This window comes from Leucobacter fengyongliangi (assembly GCF_050971685.1).
GTDB lineage: Bacteria > Actinomycetota > Actinomycetes > Actinomycetales > Microbacteriaceae > Leucobacter.
In genome coordinates, this window is record NZ_JBPCEU010000018.1 from 1 (window position 1) to 24,759 (window position 24,759).

A 24,759-nucleotide genomic window follows, 5' to 3' on the forward strand; every position below is an offset into this window, starting at 1 on the left:
TGGTGACTTCGATTCGTGTCGGCACTGACACCACACCCTTGTTCATACCGGTTCAGCGTAAGAGTATGCGATCAAAGTATGTGAGGCACGACTCGGGCTACGCGATCAATACACCCTTGTTCATACCGGTTCAGCGTAAGAGTATGCGATCAAAGTATGTGAGGCACGACTCGGGCTACGCGATCAATATACGTAAGGTACGCCGCGATCTTCACAAACCATCGCGAATCGTATATCATTTGAGATACAAAGAGACGAGGCAGTCACATGACCTACGGAATCGACACCCCCGGCAAGATCATCGCCGTGCACCTGAGCTACCCCTCACGCATGCAGCAACGCGGTCGCGAGGCGGCGCTCCCCTCCTACTTTCTGAAGCCGAGCTCGTCACTCGCGGCGACCGGCGGCACCATCGAGCGTCCCGCGGGCACCGAACTGCTCGCCTTCGAGGGCGAGATTGCCCTCGTGATTGGCACGCCCGCCCGCTGGGTCACCCCCGAAGACGGCTGGTCGCACGTCGCTCAGGTCACTGCGGCAAACGACTTCGGCCTGTACGACCTGCGTGCGGCAGACAAGGGTTCAAACCTGCGCAACAAGGGCGGCGACGGCTTCACCCCGATCGGCCCCGCCGCGATCTCGACCGAGGGCCTCGGCCAGGGCGACTTCCGCGTGCGCACCTGGGTGAACGGCCAGCTCGTGCAAGACGACACGAGCGATACCCTCAAGTTCTCCTTTGGTCAGTTGGTGGCGGATCTCTCGCAGCACATGACCCTCGAGACCGGCGACGTGATCCTGACCGGCACCCCCGCCGGCAGCTCGGTCGTGCTGCCCGGCGACGTGGTCGAGGTGGAGGTCGACGCTCCAAACGCGCCCGGCGCGCCGACATCAGGCCGCCTCATCACCACCGTCACTCAGGGAACCACAGCATTCGGCGATTTCGGGAACAAGCCCAAGGTCGACGATCTCCAGCGCATTGAGGCGTGGGGCAGCGAGGCGGCGCACGCGGCCGCCGTCGCAGCCGGCCGCGCGAGTCGCTTGGAACAGAACCCGAACGAGGCCACAACCGCCGGCCCGCTGACCGACGAGATCCGCGGCCTGCTCGACGGTGTCGCGGTCGCCACGGTCTCCGCGGCGCTCCGCAAGCGCGGCTACGTCGATATCTTCATCGACGGGGTCTACCCGAACCACGAGGGCGACCGGATTCTCGGCACCGCAAAAACCCTGCGGTTCATCCCGTTCCGCCCCGACCTTTTCAAGGCGCACGCGGGCGGCTTCAACGCGCAGAAGCGCGCGTTTGACACCGTCAACCCAGGCGAGGTGCTCGTCGTCGAAGCCCGGGGCATCCCGAGCACCGGCACCGTGGGCGATGTGCTCGCACTGCGCGCGCAGGTGCGCGGTGCGGCAGGCATCGTGACCGACGGCGGGGTGCGTGACTTCGCCGCCGTGCAGGAATTCAACATTCCCGTGTTCTCGCAGGGCGCGCACCCGAGCGTGCTCGGTCGCCGTCACGTGCCGTGGGAGACCGATGTCACCATCGCGTGTGGCGGAGCCGCCGTGCAGCCCGGCGACATCATCTACGGCGACCGGGACGGTGTCATTGTGATCCCGCCGTTCCTCCTCGAGGAGGTTGCGCGCGAGGCCGCCGCGCAGGAGGTCGAGGACGCGTGGGTCGCCGAGCAGGTCGCCGGCGGTGCCGCGGTCGACGGACTCTTTCCGATGAATGCCGAATGGCGCACTCGCTATGACGCCGCCCGCGCCGAGCAAAAGACGCAGGGCTAGGTATTCCTGATGGCACCGATATCAAAATCTGAACAGGCGTATCGCCTGATGCGTGAGCGCATCGAAAGTGGGCGCTACGTACCCGGGTACCGCCTCGTGCTCGCGCCGATCGCTACCGAGCTCGGCATGTCGGTGGTCCCGGTACGTGAGGCGATCCGCCGCCTGGAAGCAGAGGGGCTCGTGACCTTTGAGACCAACGTGGGCGCGCAGGTGGCACTCATCAAGGAGACCGAGTACCAGCACACGATGGAGACGCTCGCGCTCGTGGAAGGGTCGGCGACGGCCCTCGCATCACCAGCCATCACCTCTGACCAAATTGCGCGCGCCCGGGCCATCAACGAGCGCATGCGAGAAAGCCTGTCGCGCTTCGATCCACAACGCTTTACCGAATTGAATCTCGAGTTTCACAGCGTCTTGTTCGAGACATGCCCCAATCCGCATATTCTCGACCTCGTGCACCGCGGCTGGAACCGCATGCGGGTGCTGCGCAACTCGTCGTTCAGTTTCGTGCCCGGCCGCGCCCAGGAATCGGTGAACGAGCACGACCGCATCCTGCAGTTGATTGTGGGTCACGCGCCCACGATCGAGATCGAAATCGCTGCCCGCGACCACCGACTCGGCACGCTGAATGCAGTGCTCGCGCAGAACGCTCAGCACGCCAAGCGGCTGGCCGACACCCAAGCCGAAGCGCACCCCCAGGCCTCAGCGGCCTAAGCACCAGACCCTGAAATTGCTCGCAACGAAAGAAGGCAACGCATGACCTATCAGAAGCCCGAGGGGCTCCCCGAGAAGATCCAGCACTTCATCGACGGCAAGTTCGTCGACTCAATCGGTGGCGCAGAGTTCGAGGTCATCGAACCCGTCTCGAACGAGACCTACATCATGTCCGCGTCGGCACAGAAGGAAGACGTCGACCTCGCCGTCGCCGCCGCGAAGCGCGCGTTTGACGAGGGCCCCTGGCCCAAGATGCTGGCCCGTGAGCGGTCGCGCATTCTGCACAAGGTCGCCGACATCGTCGAGTCGCGCGACGAACAGCTCGCCCTGATCGAGAGCTGGGACTCCGGCTTGCCCATCACCCAGGCCAAGGGCCAGGCCCGCCGCGCCGCCGAGAACTTCCGCTTCTTCGCGGACCTCATCGTCGCGCAGCAAGACAACGCGTTCCGGGTGCCTGGTCGCCAGATGAACTATGTCAACCGCAAGCCGATCGGCGTCGCTGGCCTCATCACCCCGTGGAACGTGCCCTTCATGCAGGAGTCGTGGAAGCTTGCCCCGGCCCTCGCCACCGGCAACACGGTCGTGCTGAAGCCCGCGAGCTACACACCCCTCTCGGCAGCCCTGTGGCCCGAGATCTTCCGCGAGGCGGGCATGCCCGACGGCGTATTCAACCTCATCCTCGGATCCGGCGGAGTGGCTGGCGATGCCATCGTCAAGCACCCCGATGTGCCGCTCATCTCGTTTACCGGCGACAGCTCAACCGGTGCCATGCTCTCGACCAACGCCGCGCCATTCCTGAAGGGTCTGTCGCTTGAACTCGGCGGCAAGAGCCCGTCGGTGGTCTTTGCCGACGCCGACCTCGAAGAGGCGCTCGATGCCACCGTCTTCAGCGTGTTCAGCCTGAACGGCGAGCGCTGCACAGCGGGATCGCGCGTGCTCGTGCAGCGCGACATCTACGACGACTTCGTTGCCCGATACGCGGAGCGCGCGAAGAACATTGTCGTGGGCCTGCCATCCGACCCGGCCACCGAGGTCGGTGCACTCGTGCACCCGAGTCACTTCGACAAGGTCATGAGCTACGTCGAGATCGGGAAGACCGAGGGCCGTCTCGTCGCCGGCGGCGGCCGCCCCGAGGGCTTCCCCGAGGGCAACTACGTCGCCCCGACCGTCTTCGCCGATGTGAAGCCCGATGCCCGCATCTTCCAGGAGGAGATCTTCGGGCCCGTCGTCGCCATCACCCCCTTCGACACCGATGAGGAGGCGCTTGAGCTCGCAAACGACACCAAGTACGGCCTGGCCGCCTACGTCTGGACCTCAAACCTGAAGCGCGCGCACAACTTCGCGCACGGCATCGAATCGGGCATGGTGTGGCTGAACTCGAACAACGTGCGCGACTTGCGCACCCCGTTCGGCGGTGTCAAGGCATCGGGCCTCGGGCGCGAGGGCGGCTACCGCTCGATCGATTTCTACACCACTCAGCAGTCGATCCAGATCACACTGAACGAGGCTCACTCGCCTCGTTTCGGTGCCGGGAAGTAACCCTCCGCTCTCACACGTGAGGTGGCGGGCCGCACGGCCCGCCACCGATCCACCCCACTCACCAACACACGTAAGGACACAGAAATGTCTGAACTCAAGGGTCGTACCAAGACCTCAAGTGGCTTCTACGTCACCGAAGAAGCCCCGATCCACACCGACAACCCGGTGCCCACGCCGAAGGCCGAGGCGCCCGATATTCTCCGCTGCGCATACATGGAGCTCGTGGTCACCGACCTCGAGGTATCGCGCAACTTCTACGTCGACGTGCTCGGTCTCACCGTCACCGAAGAAGACGAGAACGCGATCTACTTGCGCTCGCTCGAAGAATTCATCCACCACAACCTGGTGCTGCGCAAGGGCCCCGTCGCTGCGGTCGCCGCCTTCTCGTACCGCGTGCGCACCCCCGAGGACCTCGACAAGGCCGTCGCGTTCTACACCGAGTTGGGTTGCCGTGTCGAGCGTCGCGCGGACGGCTTCACCAAGGGTATCGGCGACTCCGTGCGCGTCGAGGATCCGCTGGGCTTCCCCTACGAATTCTTCTACGACGTTGAGCACGTCGAGCGTCTGGCATGGCGTTACGACCTGTACACCCCGGGCGCGCTTGTGCGTCTCGACCACTTCAACCAGGTCACCCCCGACGTGCCGCGCGCGACGAAGTTCATGCAGGATCTCGGCTTCCGCGTCACCGAGGACATCCAGGACGAAGACGGTACCGTCTACGCTGCGTGGATGCGCCGCAAGCCCACCGTGCATGACACCGCGATGACGGGTGGCGACGGACCCCGCATGCACCACGTCGCGTTCTCGACCCACGAGAAGCACAACATCCTCGCGATCTGCGACAAGCTCGGCGCGCTGCGCATGAGCGACCGCATCGAGCGCGGCCCCGGCCGTCACGGCGTCTCGAACGCGTTCTACCTCTACCTGCTGGATCCCGACGGCCACCGCGTCGAGATCTACACCCAGGATTACTACACCGGCGATCCCGACAACCCGGTCGTGACCTGGGACGTGCACGACAACCAGCGCCGCGACTGGTGGGGCAACCCGGTCGTGCCCTCCTGGTACACCAATGCGTCGCTCGTGCTCGACCTCGACGGTAACCCGCAGCCCGTCGTGGCGCGCACCGATGCCAGCGAGATGGCAGTGACTATTGGCGCCGACGGGTTTTCCTACACTCGCGACGCAGAGGGCGACAAGGGCTTCAAGCTCGGCAACACGCTGTAAGTCGTTCTTTGAAGCGGGGGTGGATCGGATGGCCGATCCACCCCCTCTTTTTTCTGCACGCCACGCCATGTCTGCACGCTGTGCACAGCTTATTTCGCCCCCAGCCAAGCCTTCGAACTTAGACTCAAACCAACTGACCGGCAACGATGCCACTCAGAGAGGACAGGTCATGAGTACCGAAGCGATTCAGGCACCACACTCACTCAGCAAACGCACCCTCGGTGTGCCAGCAATTACGTTTATGATCATCGCGGCCTCGGCGCCGCTCACCGTCGTGGCGGGTGGCGTACCCACCTCCTTCGCCGTCACCGGGTCGATGGGGGTGCCCGTCGGCTTTCTCGTGCTGGCGGTCATGCTCATCATCTTCTCGGTCGGATTCACCGCGATGGGGCGCTTCATCACCAACTCGGGCGCCTTCTACGCGTACGTGTCGCAGGGCCTCGGCCGCCCGCTCGGAGTCGGCACCTCCCTCGTGGCGCTCGTCGCCTACAACACGATGCAGGTCGGCATCTATGGCCTCTTCGGCTTTCAGCTGTCGCTCTTCATCGAAGCGAAGACCGGTATGGCCTCTCCGTGGTGGGTGTGGATCTTCCTTTGCATCATCGTGGTCGGCCTACTGGGCATCAACCGTGTTGACCTCTCAGCGAAGGTTCTTGGCGTGCTGGTCGCGCTCGAATTCATCGTCGTCATCATCTTCGACATCGTGGCGCTCTCGGCCGCACCCGAGGGAGTGAGCGCGGTGGCGCTCAACCCGATGGCCGCACTGACACCTGTGTTCGGTATCGTACTGCTGTTCAATTTCGCGGCCTTCATGGGCTTCGAGGGCGCGGCGATCTATGGCGAAGAGGCGAAGGATCCGAAGCGCACGGTGCCGCGTGCGACCTACGCCGCAGTCACCATCATTGGCGTCTTCTACGCGTTTAGCGCGTGGGCCTTCTCAGTGGGCATCGGCCCGTCGCAGATCGTGGGTGCCTCGCAGGAGTCGGGCCCGGACCTCATGTTCATCTTCATGGGCGACAAGCTCGGACTCATCGTCGCCGACATCATGGCTCTCCTCTTCCTCACCAGCCTGTTCGCCGCGCTGCAGTCGTTTCACAACGCGGTTGCCCGGTACTTCTTCTCGCTGGGTCGCGAAGGGGTCCTCCCTCGATCGTTTGCCCGCACCAGCAAAGCCGGCGCGCCGATCGCTGGCTCAATCACCCAGACGATCATTGCGGTGATGCTCGTTGCCGGCTTCGCCCTCGCGGGCGATGTCTTCGGCGGGGCCGCAGCGCTCGGAGACATGGGCTTCCTCTTCCCGGTGTTCACCATGTTCACCTGGCTCACGAACACCGGGGCGCTGGGACTCGTGATCCTCATGTTCCTCGCGACGCTCGCGGTCATCGGGTACTTTCGCAAGAATCAGCACGGTCTGGGCGTGTGGACGCGCGTGGTCGCGCCCGTCCTCGCACTCGTGTTCCTTGCGTGGGTGCTCTTCCTTGCGCTCAGCAACTTTCAGTTGCTGCTCGGACAGGAAACACCGGATGCCACCACGTTCATCTTGCCCGGTCTGCTGTTTGTAGGGCTGGTCGTCGGCGTGGTCTGGGGGCTCGTGCTGAAGTCACGAGATCCGCAGCTCTATGCGGGCATTGGCCATGGCACCGAGCCGGGCGCATACGGCACCGAGATCATCGAGATCGTCGAGTAATAGTCGACGGGCTCTCGCCAACGTACGAGAAGGGGGCGGGTGGATCAGAGATCCGCCCGCCCCGTTCTCGTTTGCCCGGGTGGATCAGTGCCCGCCGCCTCGGTACGGCCCCGTCACCGCGAGACGGTCGAGGTGCGCGGGGAGCGCGAAGCGCGGATCCACCCCGGCGTCGTCGACCCCGGTGGCCAGCTGAGCCGCCCACTCGCCGAGCTTGGGCGCGAACTTGAAGCCGTGCCCTGACAGGCCCGCGACGGTTACCACGCGGCCGGAGGCGCTGCGATCCACCACTGGCAACCGGTCGGGGGTGTAGGCGCAGTGATGCACACTCTGCCGCACCGGCTCGGGGTTGACGTCGACGAACAGCTCGGCCGCGCGCTGCCCGATCTTGATGAGTTCCTCGCGGGTGTGCGAGAGCGGCACCTCGGAGACATCTCGGAACACAGGCCACTCAGGATTCGTGCAGGCCTTAAACGCGTAGCCGTCGAAGCTCGGCGCACCGAAGAAGTGCACGGGACCCGCATCGCGCAGAAAGACTGGAAAGTGCGCGGGTGCGAACAGCTCGGGCCGTTTCGGCATGAACCAGGTGAGACCGAGCACCTGCAGCCGCAGCAGGTCGTTCAACTCGGGCGACAGCCTGGTTGACCACGAGCCGGAGGCAACGATCACCGTGTCTGCGAGCCACGATCCCTGAGTGGTTCGCACGACCACACCTGCGGGCCCCTCCTCGATGCCAAGCACGGGGGTATTGAAGAACAACCGCGCACCGGCAGCTTCGGCGAGATCGAGCGCGCTCATGACCGCGACTTCGGGGCGCAGCCCGCCGCCGTGCTCGTCAAACAGGCCGACATCGCCATCGTGCACGAGGTGCTGCGGAAATTCGGTGCGCAACTCCTCGGTGCTGAGCATGCGGTGCGGCAGGTCGAAGTCGCGAACCGTGCCCATAGCGGTGACGAGATCGGGAAACCCCTCAGTTGCGATACTGAGGGCACCGACTTCGGCGTAGATGCTGCGACCCGATTCACGCTCGAGTTCGCGCCACAGCTCCCGCGAACGCTGGATCATCGGCACATAGGTGCCTCCCTCATGGACCGCGGTGCGGAACACCCTCGACTCCCCCGCGTATGAGCCGTGCGAGTGCACACGGCCATACTGTTCGATGCCGACGACATCCACGCCCTCGACCTTGCTGAGTTGCCACAGCGCCATCGCGCCGACGGTGCCGGCGCCGATAACGAGCACATTGGTCTTCTGGTGTTCCATGTCAGTGTCCTTCAGATATTTTCGAGCGCGGGTATCGCGACAGCGTGATGGCCCCGGCGGGTTTCTCCACGGTGGATCGGGATGCGTACTAGGCGAGCGTCGGCTCATCCCAGAGTTTGAGCGTGGTGCCGATCCCGTCGCGCACCGCGTTCCGGTAGACCTTCGTGGCCCAGGCGACATCCTCTACGGGCATTCCGCCAACGGAATAGATGAAGATCTCGTCCTCGCTTTGGCGCCCCGGGGTCTTGCCCTGGATGATCTCGCCCAGATCTTCAAATTGCTCAGGGCGCATGCGCCCGTCGCGCACCCGGTCGACGAGGTGCATCCCCCACAGCCCGACCGTTTCGTGCGCGGGCGCGGGAAGCTCGCCAGCCCATGCCTGGTAGATACTTCGGGCATCGGCGACGTGGCGAGCCTGCTGCACGACCGCCTCGTCGACGGCCAGGTGGGCCGAGCAGCACAGGAACGCACCGGGCTTCAGCCACCCCTCACGCACCGTGGGGTAGTTCTCAGACCCCATATCGCTCGGCACCGCGATACTCACGATGTCGCTTTCGCGCACCGCATCCTCCATGCGATCTACCATTTCGAGGGTGGTGATCTGCGGGAATTTTTCCCGCACCCACGCCGCGAATGAGGTCTTGCTCTTCTCGCCGCGGCCGAAAATCTTGACGGTATCGATCCCGGGGCGCACCGCGAGGAACGATTCGAGCGAGGTGCGATTCATCACCCCTGGCCCAACGATGCCAACCACCTTCGCATCGCCTCGCGCGAGATAGCGGGCACCCACACCCGGGATCGCGCCGGTGCGATACGCGCTGAGTAGGTTTGCCGACATGTACGCGAGGGGTGCCCCGGTGTCTTTATCGTTCAGGGTAAACATGAGGATCGACCGCGGCAGGCCATGCTTCTTGTTCTCGACGTTCGACCCGTACCACTTGCAGCCGGCCGTCTGAAAGTCACCGCCGAGATACGCGGGCATCGCCATAAAGCGACGGTCTGGTCCATCGACCGGCATCCCAGGGAATGTGGCCTCGGTCGGGAAGGTCATCATCGCCCCGTGCGAATTATTGTCGACACCGGCCATGCGGTAGTCGCCGGCGGCAAAGAGCCCGAGCATCTCGGACATGGTGTCGACGCACTCCGCCATGTTGGTCACACCGGCCCGAATCATGTCGGGTTCGCTGAGGTACAAAAATTCGATCTTCGTTGATGTCACGTCGCTGTGGCCCTTCATCCGTGTGCAGTGGATCTCGTCGCGCGACAACGGGCATCGCGTTCGGGCGATCTCTTCAGAATCAGGGTATGACTATCCATTTGGATAGTCAAGGAAAGAATCTCAGTCCGCGTGCGTGGCGGTCACGATGAGGAGCCGAAGGCGATCCACTGCCGCGCCCACGTCGCTCGGATGCACCAGCTGCTTGAACACGATCGCATCAAGCGCAAACCAGAGCACCTCTACCAACGCGGGATCATTCACCCCCAGTTGCCGCAGTTGCCTCGTGATCGCTGAACGATACGCCTCGTAGTGACGCTCGACCGCGGGCTTCAGTTCAGGACGGCGCCGCGATTCGAGCAGGAGCTCGTACTGGAACGCCTGGATTTCACTCTCACGTTCCGACAGGGTCTCGATTCCGCGCGCAAAGTCGGCCACCGTCTCGAGCGGGTCGAGCATATTTGAGCGACGCAGGCTCTCGGAGATCGCGAAATCCATCGCCTCGGCGACGAGCCGATCTCGGGTGCCAAAGTGGTGTCGTACCAGCCCGTGTGACACGCCCGCTTCAGCTGCAACTGCCCGGTACGTCAGCGCACGCAGGCCCCCGTTTGCGACAACGACGATCGTGGCACGGAGCAGGGCCTCGCGCCCGCTTGGGTCAGTCATAGCTTCGAGCGTACGCGAATTGTGGATCACGTCGGGGGCAAGTGCTCTCTCGCGGTAGGGAGCTAGTGGCTGCTTCAGAGTCGTAAGGCAGCCACTAGCGCCCTACTAGGTTGAAAAGTGCGGATCCCCTCCGAGAGCCTGAGACTTGACCCGGTCGAACGCGGCGAGCGCCCGCACGCGGGTCGCCCTGAGGTCAACCATGGGCGGAGTCAGCACCGAGTCGGGTGCCCAGCGATCCACATAGGTACCGCCTGAATCAAACTTCTGCTGCTGCGTCACGGGGTTGAAGATGCGGAAGTAGGGTGCCGCGTCGGCACCACACCCGGCAACCCACTGCCAGTTAAATGGGTTCGAGGCCGCGTCGGCATCGACGAGGGTGTCCCAGAACCAGGCCTCTCCCTCGCGCCAGTCGACCAGAAGATTCTTCACGAGGAACGAGGCGACCACCATGCGTACGCGGTTGTGCATGGTGCCGCTGCGCCAGAGTTCGCGCATGCCCGCGTCGACGAGCGGGATGCCCGTGCGACCCTGCTGCCAGCTTGCCAGCGACTCACCCGCGTCTTCCCGCCACGGGAACGCGTCGAAGCGGCGATCGAGGTTCTGGGTCGCGAGATCGGGCCGGTGGAAGTACGTGTGCCAGGCAAACTCGCGCCAGCCGAGCTCGGAGAGGAACATGCCCACGTCGGCACCCGAGGCGAGCGACTCGTGCCACACGCGCTGCGGGCTGATCTCACCGAAGCGCAGGTGCGGCGCGAGCCCCGAGGTCGCGTCGCTCGCGGGCAGATCGCGCTCGCTCGCATAGCGGTGGGCGCGTGCGGCGAGAAATTCGCTGAGCCGAGCGCGCGCGGCCGGCTCTCCCGGCTGCCAGTGTGCGCCAAACTCGGCCGCCCAGTCGGGGTGCGTTGGCAGCAACTGCCAGTCGGAGAGCGCGTCACTCGGAACCGCGGCCATCGTTGCCGCCACGGCGGCGGGTGGATCCGCAAACACCGGCACCGCAATCGGCGTCCGGGGCGGAGGCGACGCGAGGCACGCCCGCCAGAAGGGCGAGTACACCCGGTATGGGCCGCCCGTCTTCGTGGTGATCGTCCAGGGTTCGAAGAGCAGCGAACCGGCAAAGGAATGGGCATCGAGGCCGGACTCGCGCAGGCCCTGTTTCAGCGCGGCATCGACGCGACGCTCGGCCGCGCCGTAGCGCCGGTTCCAGAGCACCCGGTCGGCACCCAGCTCGCGGGCCACCGCCGGCACCACCTCGCCGGCCGCGCCGCGCCGCAGCACGAGCGGCACCCCGAGCGCCTCAAGCCCGGCCGCAAGCGACTCGAGCGAGTGGTGCAGCCACCACTTCGTGGCGCCCCCCAGCGGCCGCACCCCCGCAGAAACCTCGTCGAGCACATACAGCGCGACCACCCCGCCCGGGTCGCTCGCGGCTGCAGCGAGCGCCGGATGATCGTCGGTGCGCAGGTCATCTCGAAACCAAACCAGTGTCGTCACGGATCAACTCTAGGGCGAACGTCAAGCAGCAGCCGTTGGGGACCACACTCGGAGTCGGGCGCATGTGGCTGGTTCCAGTTCAAAGAAACAACCACTAGCGCCCGACCCTGAACGGCGTGTCGGGGAGTTCGACCGCAAGACTCAATCTTCGAGCGCATCAGAGCAACGTGGCCTCCAATCCAGACACTGTCTTCCCCGCTCTGCGAAGATGGGGGCATGAGGATCGACCTGCGGTTCGAGATTGCCTGCCCACCCGACGCGGCGTGGACGGCGGTGCACACCACCGCCGTAGCGGCCGAACTCTACGGCTCGATCATGCAGTTGGAACCGCTCACGCACATGCCCGAGCACTTTTCGCCGGGGGACGAGGTAGAGGTCGAACTGCGCTTCGCCGGGCTCGTGCCCGTCGGTCGCCAGGTGATCCGCGTCACTGATGAGACACACGGCACGGGCGAGTCGCTCGTGCGCACGATGCACGACACGGGACACCCGGTCAGCGGCCCGCTCGCGCTCGTGAACGGCTGGCACCACCGCATGACGATCACGCAGGCCCCGGGCAACCCGGGCCGAGCCATCTGGCGCGATCGCCTGGAATTCGGCGGCTTCCTTGCCCCGCTCGTCTGGCCCGTGCTCTGGGCCACGTGGGCGTGGCGCGCGCGCCGCATCAGGAAGCTCGCGCCGGGGTGGCGATCCGCATGAGCAACCTCGAAACGAAACCCGAGGAGACGATCTGCGACGAGCAGGCGGGAGGCCCGGGAGGGCAGATCACGCTGCTCGATCCACGCGACGTGCCGCTCGGCGGCCTCCGCGCGATGAACGTGCGTCGCACGCTGCCCCAGCGGGGCCGCACCCTCATCGGCGCGTGGTGCTTCCTCGACCACTACGGCCCCGACGACGTGGCGGTGTCGGGCGGCATGAACGTGCCCGCGCACCCGCACACCGGCCTGCAGACCGCGAGCTGGCTGTTCTCGGGCACGATCGAGCACCGCGATAGCTCGGGGGCGCACGCCCTCGTGCGGCCGGGCGAACTGAACCTGATGACCGCGGGCAGCGGCATCAGCCACTCCGAACGGTCGACCGCAGACACCAGGCTGCTGCACGGCGTGCAATTGTGGATCGCCCTACCCGACCACGCCCGCAACGTTTCCCGGGGCTTCGAGCACTTCGTGCCCCCCGTGCGCACCGGCCCGGGCTGGGCGGCGCAGGTGTTCCTCGGCTCGCTCCTCGGCGAGACCTCGCCGGTCGCGACACATACACCACTCTTGGGCGCCGAGCTCAACCTCTTGCCGGGAGCGGTGCTCGAGCTCGCGGTCGGACCCGGTTTCGAGCACGGTGTGCTGGTGGATCACGGCACCCTCTCGTTGGTGAGCGCACCTGACACCAGCGAGGTCTTCGTGCCCCGCGACACCCTCGCATTCATTTCTGCCGGTGCCAGCATCATTCGCCTCGTCGCGGGCGACGAGGGTGCGCGCGTGATCCTCATCGGCGGTGCGCCATTCGGTGAGCAGCTGGTGATGTGGTGGAACTTCGTCGCCCGCACGCACGAAGAGATCGTGACCGCGCGCAGAGCGTGGCACGCGGAGATTGACGCTACCACCGACGTGCCGACGAAGCCTGCGCCGCGACACGCAAGTGAGCCCACCTTTGGGCTGCCTGACGACGAACCGGAGCCCCCGCTCCCCGCACCTGCCCTGCCGATCGCAAGGCTCAAGCCCCGCGACTGATCCACGGGCGACCGAGCAGCCAATTTCGCCTGAATTTCCGAGACCAACACCAACACCAATAGCACGAGCACGAGGAGAGGCCCACCGATGACCCGCTGGCGCACCTACCTGCAGAATTTCCTCAAGGGCATCTGGTTTCGGGCGACGCTGTTTGCGCTCGCCGGGGTGGTGCTCGCGGTGGCCGCGCACCTGCTGAGTTCTGCGGTGCCCGATGCCATCACGATCGATCTGGGCCAAGACGCGGTCTCGCCAATCCTGCAGATTCTCGCGAGTTCCATGCTTGCGGTGACGACCTTCTCGCTCACGGCGATGGTGTCGGCGTACTCCTCTGCCACACAGTCGGGCACGCCGCGATCCACCCAGCTGCTCATCAGCGACCGCACCTCGCAGAACGCCCTATCTACCTTCGTGGGAGCCTTCGCATTCTCGATCGTGGGCATCGTCGCGCTGTCAATGCAGGCATACAGCGATACCGGTCGCACCCTGCTGTTCCTCGGGACCCTCGTGGTGATCGCCGCAGTGATGTTCACGCTGCTGCACTGGATCTCGTTCCTGACCCGCTTCGGCCGCATGGCAGACATCATCGACCGGGTTGAACACGCGGCGCAGCAAGCAATGGAACGCTACGCCTCCGACCCGCGACTCGGGGGTCGCGAGTGGATCGACCCGCCCTCCCACGCCACTCCCGTGGAGTCCGACCACGCGGGGTTCGTCGTGCGCGTTGACGTGCCCGCCCTGCAACGGGTGGCCGAACACGGTGGCTGCGAGGTCTGGGTCGCACGCCGCGCGGGGGCACGTGCGACCGCTCACGTGCCGCTTGCTTATCTCACCGGAGACGTCACGGAAGAACTTCGCTCGGCGGTGCAGCAGGCCTTCGTCGTCGCGCCGCACCGCACCTTTGAACAGGATCCGCGGTTGGGCCTCATCGCGCTGTCGGAGATCTCCAGCCGGGCCCTCTCGCCGGGTATCAACGATCCAGGCACGGCGATCGAGGTGCTCAGTGCCGCGCAGCGTGTGCTGAGCACCGCCATGCGCGCAGCGAATCGCCCGCCCGTGACCTGCGCCCTGGTGCACGTGCCTCTGATCGACCCCGACGACATGGTGATCGATGCGCTTCGGCCGACCGCACGAGACGGTGCGGGCATCGTAGAAGTGGCGATGCGAGTGCAACGCGAGATCGGGGCACTGATTTCCGAGGCCGACGGCCCGTGGGCCCAGGCGTTGCGCGCGCAGGCAGTCGACGGGCTCGATCGGGCGACACTCGCGCTCAGCCACGAAGCAGATCTTCGCGAGGTCGCGCAGCTACACGCCGAGGCGATTACGACCCCTCGTGCCGAGTTCTAGAGTGTGGGTACGCCCCGCGCGTGCGGGTGATGCAGCACTGAGGAGAGCTCGATGACAGAAACAGACTCTGTGGTGCAGGCCGAGACGAGCCGCGCTGAACGCTGGGAAGAGTGGACGGCCTGGCCCCTCCTGCTGTTGGCGATCGGTTTCCTGGCGCTCTCGACGGTGGTACTCGCCGACAATGGCATCGACGCGAGCACGCAAAACTGGGCCACGGTCGGACTCTTTGCGATTTGGGCGCTGTTCCTGCTCGATTTTGCGGTGAGACTGTTTCTCACGCGAGATCGTTGGCGATATGTGCGACTCAATTCCTTCGAAGTGGTCACGTTGGTGATCCCGTTTCTCCGCGCATTTCTCCTCGTACTCTACATCTGGCGACTTCCCGCGCTCAAACGATCGCGCACGCATCAGAGACTTAGGTTCATGCTCGTCGCCGCCTCACTTGGGCTCGTCTTTGTGTATGTTGCCTCGACGCTGGTGTGGTTGGTCGAGCACCAGGCTGCGGGAGCGAACATCACATCGTTTGGCGACGCGATCTGGTGGGGGTTCGCGACTATCGCTACCGTCGGCTATGGCGATTACACACCAGTGACAGTACCCGGCCGGGTGATCGCCGTGATCCTCATGCTGGGCGGCATCGTGATCGTCGGCATCGTGACCGCCACGGTGATCTCCTCACTCACTGAACAGGTGCAGCGCGAGGCCGCGAAGCGCAACGGCGGCCCACGTTCCGCTTCAGAAATCGGCACAGACGATCTCACTATCTGTAGCGATCGCGGCGGACTCAACGCCAGCGACGAACGCAGCGGGCGGATCACACCTCCACCTCATACCGCCTCCACTGGCGATAGTCAACGGGGTGAGGCAAACCAAGACGGGGATCTGCAGCCGTGAGACGATGAAACCGAAGTCGCGAACCTTTGCGGCCTGAAACGGAGGAACCATCATGAGTATTGGTACCGGAATTGCACTGTTCGTCATTGGCGCGATCCTCGTGTTCGCGGTCAACGTCGAGGTCGATGTCGTCAACCTCGATCTCATCGGATACATCCTCATGGGTGCCGGAGTCGTGATCTTCCTTATCGGGATCGTGCTCATGGCTTCGCGTCGAAGCCGCGCCCGCACCCACGAGACTGAAATCATCGAGTGACAGACCCTGAGGGTGCTCCAGCTTCGGCGTCGGCGGGAGAGAACAGCGTGGACTCGCTGAGCTCCCCCACCGGTGCCGAACCTCGTCTTCGGGCCGTGCCCGACAGCACGGGAATCGCCCCTCGCGTGCTCGTGCTCGGCGCCACCGGATACATTGGGGGGCGGATCATGCCCCGTCTCATTCGCGGTGGCTACCGGGTGCGGGTGCTCGTGCGCTCCCCCGAGCGCATCGCCGCGTTCGGCTGGGGCGACAGCATCGAGGTGGTCGCGGGCGATGCACAAGATCCCACTGCCGTGCGCGAGGCCATGCAGGGCGTCAACATCGTGTACTTTCTCGTCCATTCGATGACCGGAAGTAACAAATTTGGTGACCTTGATCGCATGATCGCGCAGACCGTTGCATCTGCTGCGGCGAGCGCGGGGGTCACTCGTATCGTCTATTTGGGCGGCCTCCACCCCGAGGGCGCGAAGCTCTCCCCCCACCTCGCCTCGCGTGCCGAGGTCGGGGATATCCTGCTCGCCTCCGGCGTGCCCACGCTCGTGCTCCAGGCCGGGGTCGTCATTGGCTCGGGGTCGGCCTCATTCGAGATGATCCGCCACCTTACCGAGGTTTTGCCTTACATGCCCGCACCGAAGTGGGTGCGCAATTTTATTCAGCCCATCTCGGTACGCGATGTGCTCTATTACCTCCTCGCGGCGGCACGGGTGCCCGCAGAGGTCAGCCGCGCCGTCGATATCGGCGGGCCCGACCTGCTTCGCTACGGCCAGATGATGAACGGCTACGCGGTGGTCGCGGGCCTCAGGCAGCGCCACATCGCCGCGCTGCCGGTGCTCACGCCGCGTCTCGCCTCGCACTGGGTGGGGCTCGTCACCCCGGTGCCGCAGTCGCTCGCGCGGCCGCTCGTCGAATCGCTGCAGGTTGACTGCGTCATGCGCAATCACGACATTGATGCCATCATCCCTCCGCCACCCGGTGGGCTCACCAGCTATCAGCGTTCGGTGAGGCTGGCGCTCGGTCGCGTAGCCAACAACCAAATCGAGACGAGTTGGCTCGACGCGCAGATCTCGGGGGCACCGAGTGACCCGTTGCCCAGTGATCCCGAGTGGACCGGGCGCACCGTCTATACCGACGACCGGGCACGCCCCACCACGGCCTCACGCGAGGCCCTGTGGTCAGTAATCGAGGGCATCGGAGGCGAGAACGGGTGGTATTCGCCGCCGATCCTGTGGGCAATTCGCGGGTGGATGGATCGCTTCGTCGGCGGGGTGGGCCTCCGGCGCGGCCGCCGCAACCGATCCACCGTCGCCGTCGGTGACGCGGTCGACTTCTGGCGGGTCGAAGCTCACGAGCCCGGAAGGCTGCTACGGTTGCGTGCCGAGATGAAGCTTCCGGGGTCTGCGTGGCTGGAGCTGGGCTGCGAAGAGGGCGAAGGCGGGCTGGTCTACCGGCAACGCGCGGTATTTTTTCCGCGCGGGCTCGCCGGTCGCCTGTACTGGCTCGCGGTGCTCCCCTTCCACGGCCTCATCTTCTCCGGCATGGCCGTGCGGATCGTCGCGATCGCCGAGGCCGAGAGCCGGGCCGAGTAGCCGACACCTCGCCTACGCTCGGGCGGCGAGCCAGCTCACCAACGCGTCCGGGGCGAGGGGACGACTGAAATGGTACCCCTGCGCGTGATCCGCTCCGAGCTCCCGCATGATCGCCACTTGCTCCGCGGTCTCGGTGCCCTCGGCGATCGTCTGCAGCCCGAAATTGTGCGCGAGCGCAGTGATCGTCGCTACCAGTCTGCGTTCCTTCTCGTTCGACTCGAGGTGATCCACAAAGGAACGATCGATCTTCAGATAATCAACCGGAAAATCCTTCAGGTAACGCAGCGAACTGTACCCCGTGCCGAAGTCGTCAATCGCGATGCGCACGCCGATGGCTTTGAAACGGTGCAACTGCGCCACGACCACATCTGAGTTCGATGAGATCGACTCGGTGATTTCGAGTACAAGTCGCGACGGATCCATCCCCGACACACGAATGACGTTCTGGAGCTGCCCAGCGAATTCATCGTCGTAGAACTGATGAATCGAGATGTTAACTGACACGGGAAGATTCCCCAGCCCTGCGTGGTTCCATTCGACCGCTTGCCTGCAGGCGGCCTCGATCACCCACATCCCGATCTCGTGAATCAGCCCGCTCTCCTCCGCGACCGGAATGAATTGGTCCGGAGGCACCTGCCCGTGCTGAGGGTGCAGCCAGCGCAGTAAAGCCTCCAGCCCGTGCACCTCGCCCGTCGCGAGGTCAATCTGCGGCTGGAACGCAAGCGTGAGTTCGTCGTTCGCGATCGCTGACCTGAGTGCAATTTCAAGCTGAAACTGTCGAGCATCGTCCTTGCTCTTGACGTCTCGGTAGAACGCCACCCGGTTGCGTCCGTTGCGCCGAGCCGCGAACATCGCAGTGTCAGCTTTCCTGAGCAGGGTGTCGGGGTCGATGCCGTCATCCGGGAATGTGCTGATGCCAATACGGGAGGTGATCGAGAGCTCAATCTCACCGAGCACCACTGGATCGCGCAGACGTGCCTCGAGAGACCGAGCAAAGCTCAGGCATTCGTCGTCGGTATCGCAGTAGTAGGTGACGATGAAGTCATCCCCGCTATTCCGAAAGAAATCGGCGCGCGAGGGTAGGAAGTCGCGCAACCGGTGCGCAATGATCTTGAGGAGCCGGTCTCCGGCTTCACGCCCCCAGGTTTCGTTCACGGCCTTCAGCCGGTCGAGATCAAGCGCGAGCACCGCAAATTTTCGACGCTCTCCCACCTGGCGAGAGAGATTGGTATCAAGCGAGTTTCGGTTGGGCAGCCCGGTGAGTGGGTCAAAGTAGGCCAACTGGTTCAGCTTCCGCTCCAGCTGCTTCTGCTTCGTGATGTCTTTCCCGATGCAGTGGATCCCGGTGATTTCTCCCTCATAATGGATCGGAATCACCGTCACATGCAGGTCGATCACTTCTCGACGGCGGTTATAGACGGCAGTTTGATACTGCACCGGGGTGCCCTCAAGCACCCGGAAAAATTCCCGCTCAGAGTGCGCGCGCCTCTCGGGCACGATCATCTGCAGAAATGGCGTGCCAACGAGCTCCTTCGCAGGGATACCGAGCAACTGCTCAGTCGCCCGATTCATCTGGAGGAATTTACCCTCAAGGCCGAACGTCACGACCACGTCAACGTTGTTCTCGAACAACGAACGGTATCTCTGTTCGCTTTCCTGCAGTTGGCGCGTAACTTCTTGACTCTCGGGTGTTTCTTCGGGGAATCCGTCGGACTCAACGGCTCGGCCCGCTTCTTGCTCCGACCGGGCGCGTGATTCTGGCAACATCGACTCGGCTACCCCCTTCGAAGTTGACTCCGTCGCGCTTCGCTGCACGAGTCAACGCTCCCCCAAATCTGACTCTCAGTCTATGGGTTGACGATGCTCCCGCTACCCGGCTCGCTCTTTCTGCTCCGCCGCTCTCGCCGCGGCGAGTTCGCGTGCAGCCGCCGATACCGCCTCCTCCGCGCGCAGGCGGCGGTGCTGTGCAAGGGTCGCAGCGCCGTACTTTTCTCGAATGCGATCCTCCGCTTCGGCAGTGAGGGTGATAATGAGGCTCGCGGCAATGAGGATCACCTGGGCCGAGAGATTGATCCACAGGAGCAGCGCGATCAGCGTGGCGAATGAGGCGAGCAGCGGGTTCGAGGCGGCCCCGCGAACAAAGAGCCCTGAGAACTCCTGCAACACGAACAGTCCAATACCGCCTGCCAGCGATCCCGTCCACAGAGCCCGCGAGGGCGCGCGGATGCCCGACAGGAGACGGAAAGCAATCGCAAGAGCAAGAGTGTTAATCACAAGAGCAAGGAAGATACCGACGATGCGCGATGCCGCCACGAAAGCGGTCGATGCCTCGTTGGCTCCTGTCCATTCGGAGACCAGCGAAATACCGCTGGAGGTGAGCAAACTCGCGACTGCGGCCGCGAGCAGGAGACCACCAAACGCCACCCCCACAAGGAGGTTGCGCAGCAGCGCCCAGAGAATGAAGGTGTCATCGGTCAGCACGTCGCCCAGCATGCGGAAGGCATTGCGCATGCTCCCGATTGCGCTCAGCGCGGCACCAACCAGGCCGACGAGCGAAAACACCCCGACAATGGTGAATCCCACGGGCACACGGGCATCATCGGGGTCGACGAGATCAGTCAGCCCGGGCACGAAAGAATCAAGCGCGTCGGTGACTGCGCGCAGAGCGTCGGGGTTTCCGCCGATCCAGATTGTCGCCACGGAGAAGAACAGAAGGATGGCCGCAAAAACGCTGAAGAGCGCGCGATAGGTGATGCTGTCGGCAAGCATCGACCCTTTGTGCGAGGAGTATCGCAAGAAGGCGCGAACGAGGCTGAACTGGAGGGCGAGCGCCGTGAGTTTCTGTATTGGCCCTCGCGAGCCTGGCCCGGCTTGGGGTGTCTTCTTCGAAACAGCCATGAGTCCAGCGTATTGGGTCAGTGGTATCGCAGCAGAAGAGCCAGTAGCGACTCTCCGGTCAGCGACCCCCGGCGCTCCCCGGCGGCGTGATCTCGCCCCTCCAGGAGCCGGTGGCAAAACCGTTCGAGTGAAGCAGCTGCTTGAAGCGCTTCAGATCTGCAGCGGTCTGGGCCCGATCGACACCGAGGATCGCACCCGCGTTCTCGACGAACCCCTCCGGATCCCAGTCCAACTGCAGGCGAACGCGGGTCTGCTCGTCGTTCAAACGGTGAAAGGTGACGACCCCGGCGTGCTGCGGGCCGCTCGTGCTTTTCCACGCAATGCGCTCGTCGGGGAGTTGCTCGGTAATTTCGGCATCGAACTCACGCTCGACCCCACCAATCTTGACCTTCCACCGGGTGGTGGTGTCGGTGAGTTGATCCACATGCTCAACCGCGCTCATGAAAGCGGGAAAGTCCGTGAACTGTGTCCACTGGTTGTAAACGGTGTGTACAGGTGCATCGATATCGATATCGCTGCTCACAGTATGCATCTTCGATCTCCTTGGTACTCGAGTGGTGGTAAGCGGTCTGCGGGCGGCCCCCGCCAGGCGTGCCTCCGAGCGTAGGCGGGTTACCGCCATCCGTCTGCGGGGTTGACTTCCCAGCGAAAATCCGACGCTGCCGGGGCCAAGTGGGTGGGTCTCTCCTCGACTCCGACTCCCGTTATCCAATTGCGCGTAGACCGGTTTCGATCCACTTCATAGACTGCATCTATGCAACCCTCAGCCTCCCGTACTGCGGCCCAGCACACCCTGGTCACCATCCTGCTCAGCGCCGTCGTGGGGTGGGGGTTGTTCGTACTGGCGATCTACACCGACATCGTGGTGGAGTCGGGGCTCACGCCCGAGCAGCTCTACGGCGTTGACCGGGTTGACATCGTGCGGCCATCAAAATATCTGATCTTCGCGGCGATCGCGCTGGTCGCACTCACCGCCGTGTGGGCCAAGAACCGTATGCGGGCGCAGCTCGCCTCGGCCTCCCCCACATCTCGGCTCACTCCCGCTGTCGAGGCGTTTGCCGGCAGTGTGGTGATCATCACCCTGGTGCTCTCGGCCATCATGGCGCTCAGCGTCTTTATGTCGAGCTTCTTCGACAGTTCCTCGGGCGTGGATGTTGTCACCCGTATCCTCGACACGTATCTGCCGATCGTGCTTTTCACAGCGCTCGCGGTGACGGTGCTGCTCGCCGGGTTCGTCTTTACTCGGCACCTCCCCCGGGTTCTGTTGGTGGATCAGCCCGCTGGCCCTGGGGATGCGGGCCTTGCCGATCCTGCGTCCGTGCACGCTGCTGACTCGGTCGGTCACGCCGGTGCCGCAGACCCCGCTACTGCGGTGGAGGCCGCCCCGGATCCCGCTGCTCAGCGCGCGACGGCGCTCGCGTTCACCGTGCCGATCATCGCGGTGGCCGCGGCGCTCATTTTCGGGCTGATCGTCTACGACCTGACACAGAATGCCTTGCCGGTGTGGATCTGGGTCATTGTACAGGCGGGCGTGGGCGCGGGCATCGTCTCGGGCACCGTCTACGCGGCGAAGGCGCTCGATGCCCGGCGCCTCCACATTTCGCGGCCCGCGGGCGCGAGCGTCGGGGCAAAGAACCTGAACCTCGTGCTGTCGATTATCTTCGCGGCCGCCGTCGGCCTCATGTCGCTCGGTTACGGTGCCTCGGCCGCCGAGCAACTCCGCGTAAACACGTTCCTGTCGATCAGCGCATACTCGAACGCGCCGCTGAAGGAAAACGGGGAGTTTGATCTGACCGAGGGCGATGAGTTCACCGTCATGATCAACGGCTACGACCTGCAGCGAAACTCAGACGTGACCGTGACGGTGGAGCCGGGATCCACGGTGATCCTGGAGACCGAGGTCGACTGGGAGGGCTACCTCGGAGGAGAGGCTTCGCTCCCTCTCGAGCTCGAATCCGGTGAGTACACCCTGATGCTGAACGCACAGGGCGCCGACGACACCGAGCTCGAAGTGACGCTCGCGGTGTCCATCGACGACGGAGTGATTTCGCTGCCGAACGGAATGGAGGCGAGCACCTCCGACCAGGCACAGCAGATCATCGCCCCCACCCTCGGATGGGTGGGACGGGATCTGCTGCCCGCACTCCTCATGATTCTGCTCGCGACGTTCACCCTGTTCGTGACGCTGAACGCGCGCAACCGCGATGCGTTCGTGTCAGAGCCCGAGAATGCCGTCGCCGACACGGAGCACTAGGTTTCAGCCACATCGCTGCCGTCACTGGCCTGATTACCAGCAGGCGCGTCTGCAGGCGCGTCGCTCGACCCTTCGTCGGCCTGCTCCTTTTCTGCGGTCGTGCCTGAGCGCCCTGAGCGCCCCTCGGCGAGATAGGCCAGCCGGTGCAGGGTTTCCCCATTTCGCCAGATGAACGCGGCATCCTCGATGACGCTGGGCACCAGGGTTGCCGGGCCACTCACCGCATGCTCGGTGATGGTGACCACGCACTCTGACCCGACCGGGGTTACCGTGATCGTTACCCTCGCCTTGCCGATCGGCCGTCCACGCGCGAGCAGCACCATGCGATGCGGCGGATCCCACACCTCGCAGCTGGTCGTGTCGTTCAGAAGCGCGGGCCACACGCCAACCGAGTGCTGAATCTTCGACCCGGGCGCGGGCCAGTGCTCATCTACATCGCGCATTCGGGATGCCCCGACGACCCATGACGGGTAGAGCCAGCCGTCGCTGAGTACCTCAAATACCGCATCAGGGCTGCAGTGAAACCTTCGTTGATTCCTGGCCATATTCTTCTCCCGTCGGTGCGGTGCCGTGTGGCTTCGCGGTGCCGTGTGGCTTCGCGGGGCCCTGTCGCTTCTCTAGGTCAGTGATACCAGTGTTGCCTGCCGTCACCCGTGAGCGCGAGGGCTTGACATCAAAAGCTGATCTCGGTTTTGCGCGGGCAGCGGCCCGCTCCGTTAGGGTCGTGTCATGGCTTCCCTGAAACCGGCCGCGGTGATCGGCTCCGGGCCCAACGGGCTTGCGGCTGCGGTGACCCTCGCACGTGCGGGAGTGCCGGTGACGGTCTTCGAGGCAGCCGAAACCATCGGCGGCGGCACCCGCACGGCCGAGGTGGTGCGACCGGACGTGCTGCACGATGTGTGTGCCGCGATCCACCCGATGGCACTCGCGACCGAGTTCTTTCGACAGTTCGAGCTCACCCGTCGCATGGAGTTCGTCGTGCCCGAGGTGTCGTACGCGAACCCGCTCGATACCCCGGGCGGTCGACACCGCGCGGCTCTCGCCTACCGCGACCTCGACCGCACCGCGGAAGAGCTCGGCCGCGACGGCAAAGCCTACGCCCGGTTCTATCGGCCGCTCGTCAGGCGGCTCGAGGGCATTACCGACTTCACCCTCGGGCCCACCATGCTGGCCCTCCCCCGCGACGTGCTCGCCGCGGCCACGGTGGGGCTGCGCACGCTCGAGCAGGGCACCGCACTCTGGAACGCAAGATTTCGCGAGGAGGCGGCACCGGCCCTCATCTCCGGGGTCGCCGCGCACAGCGTCGGTCGCATGCCAAACCTCGCGAGTGCCGCGGTGGGTGTGGTGCTTGGCGCGCTCGGGCACGCCGGCGGCTGGCCCGTGCCGGTGGGCGGAAGCCGCGCGATCACCGACGCCCTCGCCGCAGACCTGTTGGCCCACGGTGGCGTGATCCACACCCAGCACGAGATCACCGACGTGCGCGAGCTCTCGGGATATGGGGTGAAGCTGTTCGACACCTCAGCGCGCGGCCTCGCCCGCATCGCCGGGCCCGCGCTGCCCGCGAAGTACCGCCGCGCCCTGCATCACTTTGCCTATGGCGACGGCGCAACGAAGGTCGACTTCGTGCTTGACGGGCCCGTGCCGTGGGCCGACCCGCGGGTGGCGGGGGCTCCGACGGTGCACCTCGGTGGATCCCGCGCCGAGGGCGCGGCTGCAGAACGCCTGGTGAGCCGCGGGCAACACCCAGCGCACCCCTACGTGCTGCTCGTGCAGCCGACCGACTTCGACCCGGGCCGAAACCCCGCGGGGCTGAACGCCGTCTGGACCTACACGCACGTGCCGAGCGGCTCAGACGTTGACATGCGGGAACGAGTGACCGCGCAGATCGAACGCTTCGCTCCGGGCTTTCACGACCGCGTGGTCGGCGTGCATCAGACGACTGCCGTTGGCCTCGAAAGCTACAACGCGAACTATCACGGCGGGGATTTCAGCGCCGGTGCAATCACGCTGCGGCAGCTGTTCGCCCGCCCCAAGCTCTCAGTGGATCCGCACCGCACCCCGGCACCCGGCATCTACCTGGCGTCGTCGTCGGCCTCCCCCGGCCCCGGTGTGCACGGGCTGCCGGGCTGGTACGCGGCGCGTTCGGCGCTGCGCCACGACTATCATTTGCCCGAGCCCGACCTCGGGGTGTGAACGTGTTCGCCCGCCCCAGCGCGCAGTGAACCGG

General features: G+C 64.8%; 21 protein-coding genes. 13 read left to right on the forward strand and 8 right to left on the reverse strand.

Going from position 1 to position 24,759, the window contains the following annotated elements; translation table 11 throughout:
- Positions 1–267 precede the first annotated feature (267 nt).
- From ACR0R4_RS12170 to ACR0R4_RS12190, 5 genes are all read left to right on the forward strand, one after another.
- Positions 268–1,779 carry a fumarylacetoacetate hydrolase family protein gene (locus tag ACR0R4_RS12170; protein WP_433647701.1) on the forward strand — a complete coding sequence of 504 codons (1,512 nt, stop codon included), beginning with the start codon at positions 268–270 and terminating at the stop codon, positions 1,777–1,779.
- A gap of 9 nt (positions 1,780–1,788) precedes the next feature.
- A complete protein-coding gene (locus ACR0R4_RS12175; RefSeq protein WP_433647702.1) occupies positions 1,789–2,493 on the forward strand; it encodes a GntR family transcriptional regulator in 705 nt (234 codons plus the stop codon).
- Between the two features lie 42 nt (positions 2,494–2,535).
- Entirely contained in the window at positions 2,536–4,032 is a 1,497-nt protein-coding gene (hpaE, locus tag ACR0R4_RS12180; protein WP_433647703.1) for a 5-carboxymethyl-2-hydroxymuconate semialdehyde dehydrogenase, read from the forward strand.
- A gap of 84 nt (positions 4,033–4,116) precedes the next feature.
- A complete protein-coding gene (gene hpaD / locus ACR0R4_RS12185) occupies positions 4,117–5,259 on the forward strand; it encodes a 3,4-dihydroxyphenylacetate 2,3-dioxygenase (protein WP_433647704.1) in 1,143 nt (380 codons plus the stop codon).
- Positions 5,260–5,428: 169 nt separating this feature from the next.
- Entirely contained in the window at positions 5,429–6,946 is a 1,518-nt protein-coding gene (locus tag ACR0R4_RS12190; RefSeq protein WP_433647705.1) for an APC family permease, read from the forward strand.
- An 84-nt stretch (positions 6,947–7,030) separates the two neighbouring features.
- On the opposite strand, the gene solA is transcribed toward ACR0R4_RS12190, so the two are convergent.
- From solA to ACR0R4_RS12210, 4 genes are all read right to left on the reverse strand, one after another.
- Positions 7,031–8,206: an N-methyl-L-tryptophan oxidase gene (solA, locus tag ACR0R4_RS12195; protein ID WP_433647706.1), complete on the reverse strand. Its 1,176-nt coding sequence runs from the start codon at positions 8,204–8,206 to the stop codon at positions 7,031–7,033.
- An 88-nt stretch (positions 8,207–8,294) separates the two neighbouring features.
- The gene (locus tag ACR0R4_RS12200; protein ID WP_433647707.1) at positions 8,295–9,443 is read right to left on the reverse strand and encodes a tyramine oxidase subunit B; all 1,149 of its coding nucleotides are present in this window, start codon (positions 9,441–9,443) and stop codon (positions 8,295–8,297) included.
- Between the two features lie 102 nt (positions 9,444–9,545).
- Entirely contained in the window at positions 9,546–10,088 is a 543-nt protein-coding gene (locus ACR0R4_RS12205) for a TetR/AcrR family transcriptional regulator (RefSeq protein WP_433647708.1), read from the reverse strand.
- A 105-nt stretch (positions 10,089–10,193) separates the two neighbouring features.
- The gene (locus ACR0R4_RS12210; protein WP_433647709.1) at positions 10,194–11,576 is read right to left on the reverse strand and encodes a cryptochrome/photolyase family protein; all 1,383 of its coding nucleotides are present in this window, start codon (positions 11,574–11,576) and stop codon (positions 10,194–10,196) included.
- A 216-nt stretch (positions 11,577–11,792) separates the two neighbouring features.
- Here ACR0R4_RS12210 and ACR0R4_RS12215 point away from each other — a divergent pair, with 216 nt between their 5' ends.
- The 6 genes from ACR0R4_RS12215 (at position 11,793) to ACR0R4_RS12240 (ending at position 17,380) form a co-directional block, all read left to right on the forward strand.
- Positions 11,793–12,275: a hypothetical protein gene (locus ACR0R4_RS12215; RefSeq protein WP_433647710.1), complete on the forward strand. Its 483-nt coding sequence runs from the start codon at positions 11,793–11,795 to the stop codon at positions 12,273–12,275.
- The gene (locus ACR0R4_RS12220; RefSeq protein ID WP_433647711.1) at positions 12,272–13,300 is read left to right on the forward strand and encodes a pirin family protein; all 1,029 of its coding nucleotides are present in this window, start codon (positions 12,272–12,274) and stop codon (positions 13,298–13,300) included. The genes ACR0R4_RS12215 and ACR0R4_RS12220 overlap by 4 nt, the downstream gene beginning before the upstream one ends.
- Positions 13,301–13,387: 87 nt before the next feature.
- Complete coding sequence (locus ACR0R4_RS12225; RefSeq protein WP_433647712.1) at positions 13,388–14,644, forward strand: DUF2254 domain-containing protein; 1,257 nt, start codon at positions 13,388–13,390, stop codon at positions 14,642–14,644.
- A gap of 51 nt (positions 14,645–14,695) precedes the next feature.
- A complete protein-coding gene (locus tag ACR0R4_RS12230) occupies positions 14,696–15,538 on the forward strand; it encodes a potassium channel family protein (protein ID WP_433647713.1) in 843 nt (280 codons plus the stop codon).
- Between the two features lie 52 nt (positions 15,539–15,590).
- Complete coding sequence (locus ACR0R4_RS12235) at positions 15,591–15,794, forward strand: DUF6458 family protein (protein ID WP_433647714.1); 204 nt, start codon at positions 15,591–15,593, stop codon at positions 15,792–15,794.
- 47 nt (positions 15,795–15,841) lie between these two features.
- Entirely contained in the window at positions 15,842–17,380 is a 1,539-nt protein-coding gene (locus ACR0R4_RS12240; RefSeq protein WP_433647715.1) for an SDR family oxidoreductase, read from the forward strand.
- Between the two features lie 12 nt (positions 17,381–17,392).
- Here ACR0R4_RS12240 and ACR0R4_RS12245 read toward each other — a convergent pair whose 3' ends face one another.
- The 3 genes from ACR0R4_RS12245 to ACR0R4_RS12255 all read right to left on the reverse strand — a co-directional run bounded on the left by ACR0R4_RS12245 (position 17,393) and on the right by ACR0R4_RS12255 (position 20,810).
- Positions 17,393–19,147 carry a putative bifunctional diguanylate cyclase/phosphodiesterase gene (locus tag ACR0R4_RS12245; protein WP_433647716.1) on the reverse strand — a complete coding sequence of 585 codons (1,755 nt, stop codon included), beginning with the start codon at positions 19,145–19,147 and terminating at the stop codon, positions 17,393–17,395.
- Between the two features lie 102 nt (positions 19,148–19,249).
- The gene (locus ACR0R4_RS12250; protein ID WP_433647717.1) at positions 19,250–20,278 is read right to left on the reverse strand and encodes a YihY/virulence factor BrkB family protein; all 1,029 of its coding nucleotides are present in this window, start codon (positions 20,276–20,278) and stop codon (positions 19,250–19,252) included.
- Between the two features lie 58 nt (positions 20,279–20,336).
- Positions 20,337–20,810, reverse strand: a complete 474-nt coding sequence (locus ACR0R4_RS12255) for an SRPBCC family protein (protein WP_433647718.1) — start codon at positions 20,808–20,810, stop codon at positions 20,337–20,339.
- Between the two features lie 222 nt (positions 20,811–21,032).
- On the opposite strand from ACR0R4_RS12255, the gene ACR0R4_RS12260 reads away from it, so the two are divergent.
- Positions 21,033–22,532, forward strand: coding sequence for a hypothetical protein (locus tag ACR0R4_RS12260; RefSeq protein ID WP_433647719.1), 1,500 nt, complete (start codon positions 21,033–21,035; stop codon positions 22,530–22,532).
- On the opposite strand, the gene ACR0R4_RS12265 is transcribed toward ACR0R4_RS12260, so the two are convergent.
- Positions 22,529–23,077, reverse strand: a complete 549-nt coding sequence (locus ACR0R4_RS12265) for an SRPBCC family protein (RefSeq protein ID WP_433647720.1) — start codon at positions 23,075–23,077, stop codon at positions 22,529–22,531. The genes ACR0R4_RS12260 and ACR0R4_RS12265 overlap by 4 nt on opposite strands.
- Positions 23,078–23,261: 184 nt before the next feature.
- Here ACR0R4_RS12265 and ACR0R4_RS12270 point away from each other — a divergent pair, with 184 nt between their 5' ends.
- Complete coding sequence (locus ACR0R4_RS12270; protein WP_433647721.1) at positions 23,262–24,725, forward strand: phytoene desaturase family protein; 1,464 nt, start codon at positions 23,262–23,264, stop codon at positions 24,723–24,725.
- Positions 24,726–24,759 lie beyond the last annotated feature (34 nt).

Excerpts from the sequence above, each read along its gene's own strand:
- ACR0R4_RS12265 (WP_433647720.1), bottom strand. The coding sequence starts at position 23,077 with ATGGCCAGGAATCAACGAAGGTTTCACTGCAGCCCTGATGCGGTATTT.
- ACR0R4_RS12270 (WP_433647721.1), top strand. The coding sequence starts at position 23,262 with ATGGCTTCCCTGAAACCGGCCGCGGTGATCGGCTCCGGGCCCAACGGG.
- ACR0R4_RS12250 (WP_433647717.1), bottom strand. The coding sequence starts at position 20,278 with ATGGCTGTTTCGAAGAAGACACCCCAAGCCGGGCCAGGCTCGCGAGGG.
- ACR0R4_RS12200 (WP_433647707.1), bottom strand. The coding sequence starts at position 9,443 with ATGAAGGGCCACAGCGACGTGACATCAACGAAGATCGAATTTTTGTAC.
- ACR0R4_RS12215 (WP_433647710.1), top strand. The coding sequence starts at position 11,793 with ATGAGGATCGACCTGCGGTTCGAGATTGCCTGCCCACCCGACGCGGCG.
- ACR0R4_RS12170 (WP_433647701.1), top strand. The coding sequence starts at position 268 with ATGACCTACGGAATCGACACCCCCGGCAAGATCATCGCCGTGCACCTG.
- ACR0R4_RS12175 (WP_433647702.1), top strand. The coding sequence starts at position 1,789 with ATGGCACCGATATCAAAATCTGAACAGGCGTATCGCCTGATGCGTGAG.
- ACR0R4_RS12220 (WP_433647711.1), top strand. The coding sequence starts at position 12,272 with ATGAGCAACCTCGAAACGAAACCCGAGGAGACGATCTGCGACGAGCAG.
- ACR0R4_RS12260 (WP_433647719.1), top strand. The coding sequence starts at position 21,033 with ATGCAACCCTCAGCCTCCCGTACTGCGGCCCAGCACACCCTGGTCACC.
- ACR0R4_RS12245 (WP_433647716.1), bottom strand. The coding sequence starts at position 19,147 with ATGTTGCCAGAATCACGCGCCCGGTCGGAGCAAGAAGCGGGCCGAGCC.
- ACR0R4_RS12205 (WP_433647708.1), bottom strand. The coding sequence starts at position 10,088 with ATGACTGACCCAAGCGGGCGCGAGGCCCTGCTCCGTGCCACGATCGTC.
- solA (WP_433647706.1), bottom strand. The coding sequence starts at position 8,206 with ATGGAACACCAGAAGACCAATGTGCTCGTTATCGGCGCCGGCACCGTC.
- ACR0R4_RS12235 (WP_433647714.1), top strand. The coding sequence starts at position 15,591 with ATGAGTATTGGTACCGGAATTGCACTGTTCGTCATTGGCGCGATCCTC.
- ACR0R4_RS12230 (WP_433647713.1), top strand. The coding sequence starts at position 14,696 with ATGACAGAAACAGACTCTGTGGTGCAGGCCGAGACGAGCCGCGCTGAA.
- ACR0R4_RS12225 (WP_433647712.1), top strand. The coding sequence starts at position 13,388 with ATGACCCGCTGGCGCACCTACCTGCAGAATTTCCTCAAGGGCATCTGG.
- ACR0R4_RS12190 (WP_433647705.1), top strand. The coding sequence starts at position 5,429 with ATGAGTACCGAAGCGATTCAGGCACCACACTCACTCAGCAAACGCACC.
- hpaE (WP_433647703.1), top strand. The coding sequence starts at position 2,536 with ATGACCTATCAGAAGCCCGAGGGGCTCCCCGAGAAGATCCAGCACTTC.
- hpaD (WP_433647704.1), top strand. The coding sequence starts at position 4,117 with ATGTCTGAACTCAAGGGTCGTACCAAGACCTCAAGTGGCTTCTACGTC.
- ACR0R4_RS12255 (WP_433647718.1), bottom strand. The coding sequence starts at position 20,810 with ATGCATACTGTGAGCAGCGATATCGATATCGATGCACCTGTACACACC.